This window comes from Affinirhizobium lemnae, from assembly GCF_022968395.1.
Taxonomy (GTDB): domain Bacteria; phylum Pseudomonadota; class Alphaproteobacteria; order Rhizobiales; family Rhizobiaceae; genus Neorhizobium; species Neorhizobium lemnae.
The window spans coordinates 1-14,269 of sequence record NZ_JALJQZ010000029.1 but is presented as its reverse complement, the minus strand read 5'-3'; the positions used below and the strand labels follow the sequence as shown (position 1 = coordinate 14,269).

The 14,269-nt window shown below is 55.5% G+C and carries 14 protein-coding genes; 4 read left to right on the top strand and 10 right to left on the bottom strand.

Annotated features, from left to right (window positions below; translation table 11 throughout):
* Nucleotides 1-13 precede the first annotated feature (13 nt).
* The 6 genes from MUU53_RS16370 to MUU53_RS16345 form a co-directional block, all read right to left on the bottom strand.
* Nucleotides 14-868, bottom strand: coding sequence for a MerR family transcriptional regulator (locus MUU53_RS16370; protein WP_247261851.1), 855 nt, complete (start codon nucleotides 866-868; stop codon nucleotides 14-16).
* A 200-nt stretch (nucleotides 869-1,068) separates the two neighbouring features.
* On the bottom strand, nucleotides 1,069-1,305 hold the full coding sequence (gene rpsU, locus MUU53_RS16365) for a 30S ribosomal protein S21 (protein WP_247261850.1): 237 nt from the start codon (nucleotides 1,303-1,305) through the stop codon (nucleotides 1,069-1,071).
* A gap of 26 nt (nucleotides 1,306-1,331) precedes the next feature.
* Nucleotides 1,332-1,619, bottom strand: a complete 288-nt coding sequence (locus MUU53_RS16360; RefSeq protein WP_247261849.1) for a cold-shock protein — start codon at nucleotides 1,617-1,619, stop codon at nucleotides 1,332-1,334.
* A 210-nt stretch (nucleotides 1,620-1,829) separates the two neighbouring features.
* Nucleotides 1,830-2,039 (bottom strand): cold-shock protein, encoded by a 210-nt coding sequence (locus MUU53_RS16355; RefSeq protein WP_062553960.1) that lies wholly within the window; start codon nucleotides 2,037-2,039, stop codon nucleotides 1,830-1,832.
* A 340-nt stretch (nucleotides 2,040-2,379) separates the two neighbouring features.
* Entirely contained in the window at nucleotides 2,380-4,251 is a 1,872-nt protein-coding gene (locus MUU53_RS16350; protein WP_247261848.1) for a methyl-accepting chemotaxis protein, read from the bottom strand.
* Between the two features lie 451 nt (nucleotides 4,252-4,702).
* The gene (locus MUU53_RS16345) at nucleotides 4,703-5,290 is read right to left on the bottom strand and encodes an ATP-dependent Clp protease proteolytic subunit (RefSeq protein WP_165135178.1); all 588 of its coding nucleotides are present in this window, start codon (nucleotides 5,288-5,290) and stop codon (nucleotides 4,703-4,705) included.
* A 190-nt stretch (nucleotides 5,291-5,480) separates the two neighbouring features.
* Between MUU53_RS16345 and MUU53_RS16340 the strand changes: the two genes are divergently transcribed.
* Both MUU53_RS16340 and MUU53_RS16335 read left to right on the top strand, forming a co-directional pair.
* Nucleotides 5,481-6,071, top strand: a complete 591-nt coding sequence (locus MUU53_RS16340) for a HupE/UreJ family protein (RefSeq protein ID WP_247261847.1) — start codon at nucleotides 5,481-5,483, stop codon at nucleotides 6,069-6,071.
* A gap of 108 nt (nucleotides 6,072-6,179) precedes the next feature.
* Nucleotides 6,180-7,004: a DUF2076 domain-containing protein gene (locus MUU53_RS16335; protein ID WP_247261846.1), complete on the top strand. Its 825-nt coding sequence runs from the start codon at nucleotides 6,180-6,182 to the stop codon at nucleotides 7,002-7,004.
* Nucleotides 7,005-7,048: 44 nt separating this feature from the next.
* Here MUU53_RS16335 and queF read toward each other — a convergent pair whose 3' ends face one another.
* Both queF and MUU53_RS16325 read right to left on the bottom strand, forming a co-directional pair.
* Complete coding sequence (gene queF / locus MUU53_RS16330; RefSeq protein WP_062553955.1) at nucleotides 7,049-7,513, bottom strand: preQ(1) synthase; 465 nt, start codon at nucleotides 7,511-7,513, stop codon at nucleotides 7,049-7,051.
* Between the two features lie 4 nt (nucleotides 7,514-7,517).
* Nucleotides 7,518-8,426, bottom strand: coding sequence for a cation diffusion facilitator family transporter (locus tag MUU53_RS16325; RefSeq protein WP_247261881.1), 909 nt, complete (start codon nucleotides 8,424-8,426; stop codon nucleotides 7,518-7,520).
* Nucleotides 8,427-8,685: 259 nt separating this feature from the next.
* Between MUU53_RS16325 and MUU53_RS16320 the strand changes: the two genes are divergently transcribed.
* A complete protein-coding gene (locus MUU53_RS16320; RefSeq protein ID WP_247261845.1) occupies nucleotides 8,686-9,252 on the top strand; it encodes a tyrosine-protein phosphatase in 567 nt (188 codons plus the stop codon).
* Between the two features lie 60 nt (nucleotides 9,253-9,312).
* On the opposite strand, the gene MUU53_RS16315 is transcribed toward MUU53_RS16320, so the two are convergent.
* Nucleotides 9,313-11,502, bottom strand: a complete 2,190-nt coding sequence (locus MUU53_RS16315) for an anthranilate synthase (RefSeq protein ID WP_247261844.1) — start codon at nucleotides 11,500-11,502, stop codon at nucleotides 9,313-9,315.
* 332 nt (nucleotides 11,503-11,834) lie between these two features.
* On the opposite strand from MUU53_RS16315, the gene MUU53_RS16310 reads away from it, so the two are divergent.
* Nucleotides 11,835-12,656: an extensin-like domain-containing protein gene (locus MUU53_RS16310; RefSeq protein ID WP_247261843.1), complete on the top strand. Its 822-nt coding sequence runs from the start codon at nucleotides 11,835-11,837 to the stop codon at nucleotides 12,654-12,656.
* A gap of 20 nt (nucleotides 12,657-12,676) precedes the next feature.
* Here MUU53_RS16310 and MUU53_RS16305 read toward each other — a convergent pair whose 3' ends face one another.
* Nucleotides 12,677-13,822, bottom strand: a complete 1,146-nt coding sequence (locus tag MUU53_RS16305; protein ID WP_247261842.1) for a GGDEF domain-containing protein — start codon at nucleotides 13,820-13,822, stop codon at nucleotides 12,677-12,679.
* Nucleotides 13,823-14,269 lie beyond the last annotated feature (447 nt).

The following is a 14,269-nucleotide window of genomic DNA, read 5'->3' as shown; positions in this document are numbered from 1 at the left end:
TTTTTGCCCGGCGTTATGCAACCCGACGCGAAAGATAGGCGGAAAAATCACGCAAGTCCTGGAGCAGGATAATCCTTTCAGGCGCGATAAACGGCTGCGATACCGGACCACCTATAACAATATCCGCACCTGTCGGAACGGCTGCTTGCAGTTCCCCAAGGATCTTTTCAAACGCTCGATAAGCCAAGAAAATGCTGCTGAGACAAACGCATCGGGCGCCATGGCGCCCTGCCGCATGTGCGATCTCGGCGACGGAAAGACCAGGGCCAAGATAAAGCACGTTCCAGCCAGCCTGTCTCGCAAGAACTGCTGCGCAAAGCGCACCGAGCTCATGGGCTTCACCTTCGGGCGTCGTGGCGATAAGGAGCGGTGCGGAAGAACACGGCGTGTCATAAGCATCAAGGCAGTTGAGCAAGAGCTTTTTGATTTGCATGCTAACAAAGTGTTCATCGGCCACCGACAACCGACCTTCAGCCCACAGCACACCCACCAGACTCATCAGGGGTGAAACGGTCGCAAAAATAAATTCCGCCGAACCCTGATGACCCCGGCGCTCGGCCAACCAGAGTGTAAAATCCGTGAACTTGCCAACACGAAGGAGCTCAATCCCAGGCAGCACCGCATTTCGCAGGATGACATCCTGTGTCATGGCTCTCAAATTGTCTGCGTCCAATTCAACGAGCATACCAATCCGGTACCCGGCTTCGATACAAAGTTTGAAGGCTCGCAGCCGCTCGGCATGGCGCAGAGTATAGGTGTGGGGCTTCAGTTCAGCGCTTGTAAAATCGGTTAATCCGTAGCGCTCTTCCCAAAGTCGGATCTGACGGCTCGAGAGGCCAGCATGACGTGCCGTTTCAGCGAGATTCAACAGGGTCTTGGGAGCATCTTCTGTCAACACGTCGAATCATCCGCCGTAATACTTTAGGCGAGTATGGAAATTTTTCCGCAATTTACAACAATTAAGATTAAAAAGATAAAAGTAATAAAACCTGAGCAAGTAGTAGATGTGTGCCACAAGTATTCCCGACAATGACACACATCTGTAACTGGCGCTAAGACATAGAGGATTCAGCGCGGACGCACTGCCTTCTTTGGCATGGGCAGCAGACCTTCGCGCTGCATCTGCTTCTTCACAAGCTTGCGATGACGGCGAACGGCTTCTGCTTCTTCGCGAACACGACGTTCGGACGGCTTTTCGTAGGAAGACCGGGCGCGCATCTCGCGGAAGATACCTTCCCGCTGCATACGCTTCTTGAGCACCCGAAGTGCCTGTTCGACGTTGTTGTCTCTGACGATAACCTGCAAGATGGCTCCTTGGTGCAGACGCGCTGCTACTTTTTGATTTTCATTGAGTTAAGGTTGATCCAGCCGGACGCGGGCTTGTGCTCTTCATCGGCTTTCGGTTGTTGCTTGCTGGAGATAGAAAGGGATGCATCAATATCATCTTCGGCGAGGGTGCGGTCGAAGCTTTCCTCATTGAACCGAACACGGTAGCGCGTTGGCCCACCACTTTGCGACTCGGGCTGGACCGATATGATCCTCCCCTCGCCCTGAGCGTGACCGGAGGCACCTGCCTTCAGAACGATGCGATCACCAGCTATGTAGCGGTTTCTCGCCACGGCACTCTCCTTCTGCATTCCATTGGCTAAACAAAAAATAAAAGGCCGGGATGAACCCGACCTCGTAGTGCTTCCTGCTCCCAACGCCAGTACATCCGTGGTCGAAAAGAGCAGCAATCAGCCAGCAAACCCGCGCGCAAGATGCGCAACGAGCACATCAGGTCTAAGATCCAGACGCCCGATCCTCAAGACGGGATGGGCAATCGGATATCAAGCAGCCTGAAGGTTGTCTGCAGAGCTCTTTCCAGAACGACGGTCCTGAACGATTTCGAAGCTTACCTTCTGGCCTTCGACCAGAGTGCGCATGCCCGCGCGCTCAACAGCAGAAATATGAACGAAAACGTCCGCATTGCCGTTCTCAGGCTGAATGAAGCCAAAACCCTTGGTGGTGTTGAAAAACTTGACTGTGCCGATATTCATAACGATTTCCTTTCATCAAATCGTTGTAGGACCCGCGATACCTTGCGGGCAAAGATCGAAGATTTGAGAGGAAATCTGACGAGAGCGCTAGGCTCTTTGACGACGTCACAAGCAATTGTCGATCAGGTAAGAGTACGCTGTTATCGGATATATTCAACCTCAGAAGCTGTATTTATCTGCATAGTCATACGAAATAAGATGTAACTAGCTGAAATTAAATCCTTAAATTTTCAGTTCAGCTCAACGTCCACGGCACTGCATGAAGATATTCTTATGGACTTAATGACCCGGCTGCAAAGCAACCGGGCCCCTTTCCTCTGCTTCTTCGATGAAGGAAGCTTCAAGATGCCCGGCGCAACGACAGGGATGCTGCGCTGGCGGTTACTTGTTTTGGATGGTGGGTCGTTTCGTCCTTGTCATAACGACCGTGGTTTAGCTGGAATCTGCCAACCATACTGCTGAGTAGGTTCGAGTCAGCGGCCAGAGAATTGCTGATAAAGGTGGTTTCCTCCACCATCGATGCATTTTTCTGGGTCATCTGATCGATCGAGTTAACCGCCTCACTGATCTCAGAAAGACCAATAGCCTGTTCTCTCGATGCAGTTGTGATGGCTTCCACCTTGACGTCGATTTCGCTCACAAATGTCTCGATCTGCTGAAGCGCGCCACCCGTATCGACAACAAGTTGAACGCCAGTGGCAACTTCAGTGCGAGATTTGCCTATCAGGGCATTGATCTCCTTCGCCGCCGCCGCCGAGCGTTGAGCGAGATCACGAACTTCCTGGGCCACGACGGCAAATCCCTTGCCGGCTTCACCAGCGCGTGCTGCCTCTACGCCCGCGTTCAAGGCTAGCAGGTTGGTCTGGAAGGCAATCTGATCAATGACATCGACAATCTTGCCGATTTCGCTCGACGCTCCTTCGATGCGCTTCATCGCCTCGATCGCGTCCGTAACGACACCGCTGGATTTCATGGTGCAGGCCCGCGCATCCCTGACGAGATTGCGTGTTTCCGCGGTTCTATCCACGGACGCCTTCACCGTCGAGGTTACCTCCTCAAGCGAGGCTGCCGTCTGTTCCAGCGCGGCAGCCTGCTGCTCCGTGCGCTTTGAGAGATTGTTCGCAGCCTCGTTCATTGCCATGGCATTGTCGTTGATCTGCCCGGTCTTGAGAAGCACCTGCTCGATTGTTTCCTGGAAGGTGGCAATGGAATCGTTGAAATCAATCCTTAAGGCTTCGAATTGAGCGGCAAATTCCTCATCAAGCGGTTGCGAGATATTGCACTCCGCCAGACGACGGAGCGCCGCTCCCAGGCTGTCGACAACCTGCTTCAGTTGAGCCGCCTCGGCCACACGCTGCCGCTCTTGAAGAGCCCTAGCCTCGTCGGACAGGACACGGCCAGCCTCCATTTCCTCGCGAAGACGCTTGCGCTCCAACGCTGCGCTGCGGAAGGTCTGGACCGAGCGCGCCATATCTCCAATTTCATCGCCGCGCTGTGCGAAAGGAACTTCCTGGCTGTAATCGCCCGCCGCTAGACGACTCATATAACCACCAATCGCGGTCAGTGGGCCGATCGCCCGCATCTTCATGAACCAAAGACCCGCGAGAAAGATCATAAGGGAGAGGATACTTCCACCAATAGCGAGGTTGCTAAATTTGCTATCGGCTTTGGACGCTGCGGCTTCCGTGGATTTCATCCAAGCATTTGACATATCAACGAGGCGAACGACGGCCGCCTGATGATCGCGAAACATTTTCTGCAACATATCGAAGCTTTGTTGCGCGTTCGCCACATCCGAGCCAGCGGCAAGGACTGCAAAACTCGAATCGAGCTGGCTCCAGAAAAGATCTCCCTTCACCAAAACGTCGTTCAAGAGAAAACCCTTAATGTCGTCCGGCAGGTCCGACGCCTGCCAGAATTTGCGCCGATCCTCATAATCCTGTCTGAGCTTGGCGACCTTCTTGACGTTCTCGGAAAGGTCATCACGATGAATTACGACTTCAGTCGCCAACCCGTAGGCTTCCACCAAGTATAGCGGTGGCGGCAAGATATCGGCCACGAGATCTTTACCATCCACGATCTGACTGAAGACAGGCCCCCCGACCTTTAACTCACCAAGTGCCAGACGTTGCACACCAAATGAACTAACAATACCTGTCGTTACAAGGATGCCAAACAAAACGGTCATACGAGAAATGGTCAAGGTGAACATGAAAATCCTCATCGGCGCGATGGAACCTATTCCGATGCCTCCATCCAGGCATTTTTTCTAAATAGAAAATATGCATACACTTATTAACGTAATCTATATCGCTGTAATCGACCTAAGAATAGAAAATACCCCAGCGAGTACAAAAACCTATCTGCAATCAAATTCTTGTAATCTAAGCAATTATTAGCGTTCCAAGAAACACTACCGATTTTCATGCAAAGATTGATTTTTTGTCGCTCATAGTTGCGTGATCAGCCATCTTTCCGTGCACATATCCCTGCAGGACATCCAGTAGTGTGCTTGACTGCAGACCTATCGAGACACGCACCGGTCGCAAATCTCCCGGCAGATTTTTTTGAGCAATGCTCATGAAAATTCAAATTCCACAGAAAAAAGCCGTGCCGGATGAGTTCCGGCACGGCTTGTCACAGAATTAGGCCTTCGCGTGAGGTCAGTCGATCTCGGACTGGCTCTCAACGATGCGGTTGACGAGGCCGTAGGACACAGCGTCTTCCGCGCCCAGCCAGTAATCGCGATCGATATCTTTGGCGATCTTTTCCTCACTCTGGCCGGTAGCCTTGGCGAAGATTTTGATCAGGCGCTGGTTCATCTTTATGATCTCGCGGGCCTGGATCTCGATATCGGAGACCATACCGCGCGTACCGCCGGAGGGTTGATGGAGCAGGAAACGGGTATTCGGCAGGCAGATACGACGCTCTTTCGGCGCCGCGACGTAGATCAATGCACCGGCAGAAGCTACCCAACCCGTACCGATCATCCAGACCTTCGGCTTGATGAACTTGATCATGTCATGAATTGAATCGCCTGATTCGACGTGACCACCGGGGGAGTTCACATAGATGCGAATGTCTTCATCGCTCGCGGCAGCCAGCGCAACAAGCTGGGTACAGACCTTCTGGGCCAGTTCCTGGGTAATCGGGCCATAAATGAAGATCGAACGCGACTTGAAAAGATTCGCCTCCGTTTCTTTGCCGAGCGGCAATTCCTTCGTCTTGTCGTCTTCATTCTCGTCGTTCATCGAACAGTCTCCAGAGTGAATTTGCTCTCCCCGGACATAATGCGTTCGCGCGCACAAAACAATCAGCCAGCGACGTTATGATGAATATGGCCTTCGTCATTTTACGCATAGACAACTTTTTAGGCAGTGCCTAATCTTGCGCCGAACGCAATGAAGACCGTTGCGCTGCGCATTTTGAAGGGGAACATCCATGTTCAAACGTCTTTCTCTGGCCGTCGCAATATCGACTGTGGCCGCAGTCCCGGCATTCGCACATCTGGATCCACTGGAACATGGGTCTATCGCAGCAGGACTATCTCATCCACTCTTTGGTGCGGACCATGTACTGGCCATGGTGGCGGTTGGCCTCTGGGCCGCCCAGATCGGGGCAGATCCCGAGCGTCGTCAGGCTCTGTGGCTTGTTCCCGCTGCCTTCGTGGTCATGATGGTTCTGGGCTTCGGCCTCGCGGTAGCAGGGGCGCCGCTTCCCTTCGTCGAGCCAGCAATCCTTGCCTCTGTCATGGGCCTCGGACTTCTGGTGGCCCTGGCCGTGCGCGTGCCCGTCGCCGCATCTGCCGCTGTCGTCGGCATATTCGCGCTCTTCCATGGTTACGCGCATGGTGGTGAATTGGGGTCCGCAGCGGCACTTCAGTTTGGCCTGGGCTTTGCGGTCGCAACGGCCTTCCTGCACCTCATCGGAGTCGGGCTCGGCATGACGACCGCCCGCCTGGCTCCCGCCATCGGTCGCATTGCAGGCGCCGCAACAGCACTTGCCGGTCTTTCGCTTGCCTTTGGCGGCTGAAGTACGGCTCTTTTACCAAGATTTAAGCTTCGGGCCTGCTGACAAGGCCCGAATTTCTCCCTACTTCCTCCTCATGGCTGTCGTGAAACGAGCCTTGAGGAGCCGACCATGTCACCTGAAGAACGCCAACTTCTGACTGAACTGTTTCAACGTGTCCGAGGTGCCACTGCTACGCCGCGTGACCCGGAAGCGGAAACGCTGATCGCGGATGCCGTTCGTCAGGAACCCGCCTCGCCCTACTATCTGGCACAGGCCGTCATCGTGCAGGAGAAGGGGCTCGAAGCCGCATCCAAACGGATTTCAGAACTTGAGGCCCAAGTCCGTCAGTTGCAGGAGCAGCAGGCAGCGGCACCGCGCGAAACGGAGCAGCGTGGCGGCTTTCTCAGCTCCATCTTCGGCTCCAGCCAGCCGCCACAACAGCCCGTACAAGCACGACAGCAGCCATCGCCCCGTCCGTACAACGGCGCACCAAGCGGTCCATGGGGTCAGTCTCTCGAAGTGCAGCAGCAACCGGCCTATGGACAACCGGGAGCAATGGCACCATCCGGCCCTTGGTCAACGGGCGCATCCGCACCAGCCATGCGGGCGCCATCGGCAGGCAGCAGCTTCCTGACAGGCGCGCTCAGCACGGCCGCTGGCGTTGCAGGTGGCATGCTTCTGGCCAACTCCCTCAGCGGGATCTTCAGTCATCACATGAGCGGTCTTGGCCTCGCCTCTCCCGCAGCCGAAGGGTTTGGCAACAACCCGATCGAGGAAACCACCGTCATCAACAACTACTATGGCGACGCTGCTCCAACCCAGCCCGATCCCATTCCGGAGCAGGCTGATCCGACACCGGACAATGACTTTCAGCAGGCGTCTTACGACGATAGCAATGACGACTGGAGTGCCGACGATGGTGATTCCGGGGGCGACAACAGCAGCTTCGCATGACAGACAAGCCGGGCTCAGCGCCCGGCTTTATTGTTTAACCCTCTTCACCCACGGCCGCGATAGGTCGGTACGCCCTGGTCCGGCAACCATACGCCTTCCGGTGCTGCACCGGTCTGCCAGAAAACATCGATCGGTATTCCGCCGCGTGGATACCAATATGCGCCGATGCGCAGCCATTTCGGCTCCAGCAGATCAACGATCCGCTTGGCGATGTAGACCGAGCAATCCTCGTGGAAGGCGCCATGATTTCGGAACGAGGTGAGGAACAGCTTCAGCGATTTCGATTCCACCAGAAAACCGTTCGGGATGTAATCGATCACGATGTGCGCGAAATCCGGCTGCCCGGTCATCGGGCACAGCGACGTGAATTCCGGTGCGGTGAAACGCACGACGAAATCCGTTCCAGCATTGTTATTCGGCACCTTCTCCAGCACCGCTTCTTCCGGGCTGGTTGGCGCATCCACCTGACGGCCGAGCTGCGACAGCCCGCTGACATCGGTCTTGCTCATCTGACTAACCTTCTATCTGAACCTTGACACCATGGGCACGCTCGCCCTCGGGCTCCACGTGAATGGCCAATGATGCGCCGGGAATAGCCTGCTTGATCGCATCTTCCAAGCGGTCACAAATATCGTGCGCCTGGCCCACTGTCATCATGGCTGGCACCACAAGATGAAAATCGATGAACGCAGCGGCACCGGCGCGCCGGGTTCTGAGATCATGAACGCCCAGCGCTCCGGCGGAATGGGCGGCTATTGCTTCCTTGATCGCAACCTCTTCTTCTGGCTCAACCGCCTTGTCCATCAGCGCGCCAAGAGAGGAGGTAATCAGCTTGTATCCCTGCCAGAGAATGTTGACCGCCACGATCAGCGCCAGCAGCGGATCGAGGATGGCGTAACCCGTCAGAACAGCCAGGACCAGACCGACGAAGACGCCGCCGGACGTCACCACATCCGACATGACATGATGACCGTCTGCCTTCAGGGCCGGAGAACGGTTCGCTGTGCCCACGCGGATGAGAACGGTCGCCCAGACCGCATTGATGACGCCTGCGAAGCCATTGATGCCAAGACCGAGCCATGGCGCTTCCGGCAGAGCGGGCTGCATGATGCCGGCATAGGCTTCCTTCACGATCAGAAGTGCGGCAACCACGATCAGCACGCCCTCCAGGACTGCAGATATATATTCCGCCTTGTGATGTCCGAACTGGTGGTCGTCATCGGCGGGGCGCTGCGCATACCGAATGACGAAATAGGCGACCACCGCCGCGGTCACATTCACCGATGACTCCAGCCCGTCTGAAAGAAGCGCCACGGATCCTGTGACCCACCAGGCCAGAAGCTTCAGGCCCATGACAGCTAAGGAGAGTGGAATACCCCAGAATGCAAGGCGCTGAACGAGTGTGTGGTTTGGTTGTGACATCATCTTCTCTGCGTATGCGAATGATTTGCAATAGCCCTGAAACGGCGAAACCGCCGAGGCGTCAGCGCCCGGCGGTTTCTGTTGTGGGCCTCTATCGCTCACTTTTGCACGGCTGTCAAAGCATCGTGGTGCAGGTCCAGTGGCAGCCTAGGGCGGATATGGTCGTGGGCTTTGCAAAAGACATAAATTCGCCACAGGCCAGGCTCTCAAGTCGTAACCGCTCCAGACAAGTCGAAATCATGACAGGACGCATATTCTCATGCTAATCATCAGCATTGCAAAAAAAGTTACACTGGTGGTTGGTGCCGCAGTGCTTGGCCTTGGTGTCTATCTTGGATATTTGCAACTTGTCGGAAATTTCCATGAAGTGCTTCCCGGGAAATTTTATCGCTCCGCGCAGCTTTCTCCTGATACTCTTGGCAAGTACATCGATGAGTACAAGATCAAAACTGTCATCAACCTACGCGGCGGCAACCCCAGTGCAGACTGGTATCGTGCAGAAGAAGCCATGGTGACAGAGCACGGCGCGAAGGAACTTAACTTCGAGATGTCCGCGCGCAAACCGCTAGGGCTTGATCGCACATTCCAACTGCTGGACCTGATGCGCAGCGCGGAGGGCCCGGTGCTTGTTCACTGTCGCAGCGGCGCCGATCGCACGGGCTTCGCCACCGTCCTTTACCTTCAGCAGATCGCCGGCGTGGATGAGGAGACAGCAGAATGGCAACTTTCGCCACTCTTTGGTCACCTGAACCTGCCCTTCCTCAAGGAGTATGCGATGGACGATACCTGGGAAGCCTTCGAAAAGGTCATCGGACTACACAGTTGATCCGACAAGAAAAGGGGCGAGGAACCGCCCTTTTCTAAGACAGTGAAGGTGAGGCAGCGATTACGCCGCCTGCTCCTTGGCCTTCCGCGCCAGATGCGCCACGACGTTTTCAATCATCCGCATACCGGCGTCACCGCCCAGCGTCATGATCGATTCCGGATGGAACTGCACAGCTGCGACCGGCTCCTTGGCATGCTCGATGCCCATGATGGTGCCATCTTCGCTTTCGGCCGTGATGATGAAATCTGGATGCAGCGTTTTGGGGTCGGCAAAGATGGAGTGATATCGACCAACGGTAACTTCCTTGCCGAGGCCTGAGAAAACAATCCCCGGCTCCAGCACGCGAATACGTGAAGGCTTGCCATGCATCGGCACGGCCAGATGTCGTAATTCGCCGCCATAGGCTTCGGCCAGTGCCTGTAGCCCCAGGCAAACACCAAAGATCGGCAGACCCTTGGCACGCGCCGCCTTGATCGTGTTCTTGCAGTCGAAATCCTGCGGATTGCCCGGTCCGGGTGATAGCACTACGAGATCCGGCTTGATGCGATCATAGATCTCGGCAGGCACCGGCGTACGCACTGTGGAGACTTCGGCACCTGTCTGGCGAAAATAGTTCGCCAGGGTATGAACGAAGCTGTCTTCGTGGTCGACCAGCAGGATTTTCACACCCTTGCCAACAGCCGCGACATCGCGGCCCGCCTTGGCCGTATTGCCCGCGCGCGCATCACGGATTGCAGAAATCATGGCAGATGCCTTCAATTCGGTTTCAGCCTCTTCCTCATGCGGATCGCTGTCGTTTAGCAGCGTCGCTCCGGCGCGGACCTCCGCGATGCCATCCTTGATGCGGATGGTGCGCAGCGTAAGCCCCGTATTCATGTCGCCGTTGAAGCCCACCATGCCGATGGCGCCGCCATACCAGGCGCGCGGGCTCTTCTCATGCTTTTCGATGAACCGCATGGCCCACAGCTTCGGGGCACCCGTCACGGTCACTGCCCAGGCATGGCTGAGGAAACCGTCGAAGGCATCCATGTCGGGGCACAGACGGCCCTCGATATGGTCCACCGTATGGATGAGGCGCGAATACATTTCGATTTGGCGACGGCCGATGACCTTGACGGAACCGGGTTCGCAGACACGGCTCTTGTCGTTACGGTCGACATCCGAGCACATGGTCAGCTCGGATTCGTCCTTCTTCGAGTTGAGCAGCTTCAGGATCTGCTCGCTGTCGGAAATCGCATCCTCGCCGCGGCGGATGGTCCCTGAAATCGGGCACGTCTCGATGCGTCGGCCCGATACGCGGACGAACATTTCCGGCGAAGCACCCACCAGATATTCCTGATGACCGAGATTGATGAAAAAGGAATAAGGCGACGGATTGATCGCCTTCAGCCGATTGGAGATCTGCGAAGGCTTGCTGTCGCACCGCTCCATGAACTTCTGCCCCGGGACCACCTCGAACAGGTCGCCGCGGCGGAAGCTTTCCTTCGCCTTGACCACGAGTTCGGAATATTCGCCGGGACGATGATCGCCCTTCGGCGGGATGACATCCGTGGTGCGGAACGGATCGGGTGCGATTTCCTCGCTCTTGCCCGCGGTCGTCAGGTCGCCGCGGCTGAAGTCGTAGCGGTCGATCCAGGCCTTGGCGGAATAGTGGTCCACGACGAGAATCTCGTCCGGCAGGAACAGCACCATATCGCGCTGATCGTCGGGTCGCTTCAGGGAAAGCTGGATGGAATCGAACTGGAACGCGAGATCGTAGCCGAAGGCACCGAACAGGCCGATTGCACTATCGGCATCGGAGTAGAAAAGATCAACGACTGCACGCAGCACCGTAAAGACGGTCGGCATTTTAGAGCGCTCTTCTTCCGTGAAGGCGCGCGTTGGCAGATTAACAGAGACATCGAGGCGGCGCGCAGTGCGCTCACCCAGCGTCAACTCGGTCTCGCTTGCCAAACGCTGAGCGATCAGTTCCAACAACACTTCACCGCGCCCGTTATAGGCCTCGATCCAGACCTGGCGGCCGAAGGAAGAGATGCCGAGCGGTGGATCGACGATGGCCGTATCCCAGCGCGTGTAGCGACCCGGATACTCATAGTTCGATGAGAAGACTGCGCCGCGACGCTCGTCCAGCTTGTCAACATAGCTGGAAATCGCATCGGCATAGGGTGTTGCGCGACGCTTGCGACTGACCGTTATCCCACCGCGGGTCTCGTAGACCTCGGACCCATCATCTTCAATAATCGTGACCATAATCCACCTCTGAACATCCCGCGTTCTTATCCTGTCCTGCACTGCCGCGAAAGCGGTTTTGCAGCGCCAGGTTTTAGCATTTGCCCGGTTTGCGAGGGGAACCTTGGGAACAAGAAAGCCGCCTCAGTGATCGGGCGGCTTTGTCTTGTCTTTGAACATGACTGGTCAAGGCCGCTTAATTGCGAGCCCACCGCCAGATAGCAATGATCAAAGACGTTTTCATGACTGGATTGATAGCGGCTCCGAACTCGCATCGCAAGAGCCTTCGGGAGGAGCATGCGACCAATTTGATCCTGATACGTTGTCTGATCGTCACGTGGAGGACGATGTTCATGATGATGCGCATAGCTGCAGCCCTGTTGGCCACCATTTCCCTGACGGCAGCAAACCTGCCTATCGAAGGCCCGCTTCCTGAAGCAAAGCCAGTTGAGGCCCAACGCTCGTCAGACAAATCCCTGCCGGACAATACCAAAATTCCGGAGACGAAAGACATTCCGACGCCGGTGGCGAAGCCGCAATCCACGACTGAGCCTGGGGCGCAAGTCGAGAGCAAGACACCGGAAGAGCCTGCCGTCCAAAACATCGTCAAGGAAGATCCACAGGCCTATGCTGTCTGCCTATCGCAATTGAAATCCCTAGGGGCCGAATTTTCCGAGGCAGAGTCGATCTCCGACGAAGACGGCACTTGCGGCATCGAAAAGCCGATCAGGCTCACAAGGCCCCTTCCCGGCATCAAACTCTCCGATCCTTCCCCCTTGCGATGCAAGGCAGCGCTGGCCCTGTCGCACTGGCTGAAGGACACGGTACAGCCGACCCTGAAGGTTGCGTTTCCGGACAAGAAAATCACCGGTGTTCGCAATGCTGCATCCTATACCTGCCGCAAGCGCAATCATGCCGAAACAGGCAAGATTTCAGAGCATGCGAAAGGCAACGCCATCGATGTGATTGCGCTTGAATTCGATAAGGGTGACGCGATTGAAATGAAGCCGAAGACAGAGGACCCGACAATGGAGGGCGCTTTCCAAAGAACCGTAACCGCCGGTGCCTGCCTTCACTTTCGAACGGTTCTCTCACCGGGCAGTGATGCGACCCATGAAGATCACCTGCATCTCGATATACTGGAGAGAAAGGGTGGATACCGGTATTGCCGCTAAACTTTCATCTTTAGGCGTGCTCAGGCCGGAACCTTTGAAGCTTCCGCGTTCGAGGGATCGTGAAGCAGCGCGCAACCACGGCCCGCACGCTTTGCGCGGTAGAGCGCTTCGTCGGCCTCCACCATGGCGCGCTCAAGATCGACCGTTTTCGGATCGAACAGGGAAATGCCGATACTGACACCGACATACGCCTGACCTGCGGATGTAACGCTCGGAAGGGAAATTGTCTGAATGATCCGCGCGCCAATGACTGCGGCCTCCTGCCGACTATGACAGTCGGCCAGTACGATGAACTCATCTCCGCCCATACGACAGATTGACGCATTCGGGAGACAAATGGAAAGACGCCGTGCAGCCTGCCTAAGAATTTCATCCCCTACGCCGTGCCCAAACCGGTCATTAACCTGTTTGAAACCATCAAGATCGAGGTACAAGAGAGCTTTGGTCGTTGAGGTCTGCCGCATTGACTGCGTCCTTTCCTCCAGGCCTCGCCTGTTCAAAAGGCCAGTAAGCGGATCCAGCAGAGATTGAGTCCGGCTCTCGATCTGACCCGCAATTGCCCGTACAGTCGTTTCACGCTGCTGACGCATGATCCAGACAGCAATGCCGATGAAGCCCATACCCTGTATTACAATGAGCGGAGTGAATTCGGGATGATTAAGACAGAAAGGAATCTTGAACGATGTATCGATCAGGATCACTTGAATTAGCGCCAGTCGGGGCGCCGCATAATTGCGTGCAATGATGCCTGCACAAGACCCGAGGCCGGAAGCGACCACCACAATGAGCATTGGCGTATCATTGCTGAAACCAACGACAACCATGGTCGCGGCTATCATTGTTGCCCAACCAATGCCTGAGATGACGACGAGATCGGCCGCGATGACACGCACCCAGTTGATGTTCGTTGCAGCAGCGCGCGCTATACCGAAGGCAAGATCGAAGAACGCGATCCATAGAAGAACCGGGTTCTCGATCCGAGCATAGGCTAGCAAGGTGATAAAAATGGAGTTGAGAGAACCAAGAATAGCCGGAAGCGTAGACGCCGCCAGCGTCCCGCAGAGCCTGCTGCGGATTTCCTCCGAAATATCAGACCCCATGTCGGCAATCCAGTTGAGGATTGGCGTTCTGGGTTGCAGCAGATTGGGATTATGCGATAGCGACATGCTTCACTCCATCTATAGCAGGAAGCATAACCGTCAATTACTGAAGACACGTTATCAAAAAAGTGCAAATAAACGACTATCGCAGAACATGATTCAATCGTGAAGAAGGCTTTAATATTTAAAATTTTATTAAAAATACTTACAAGTAAAATGATCCTTGAGCATTTCCGACAAACGCGCACGCGGACAAACCTGCCGATCGCCTTTGCCGCTTCGCTAGAACGAATCGGGGCGATCGGTGGGACAGGCGCTTTTGTGCGGATTTCCACGCCGATACACTCGAACGCATCAAGGGATATGCCCTTCGTGTGTGTCGGCATGATCTCGTCACAAAATTGCTCCGTCAGAATGATCCTGAGTTTGCCGGAATACTCTAGGCGGTAGTGACGATTTAGCTATTTGAGCCAGATGGCGATGGCTGCGAGTTTGACGAATCCCATGAAGTTG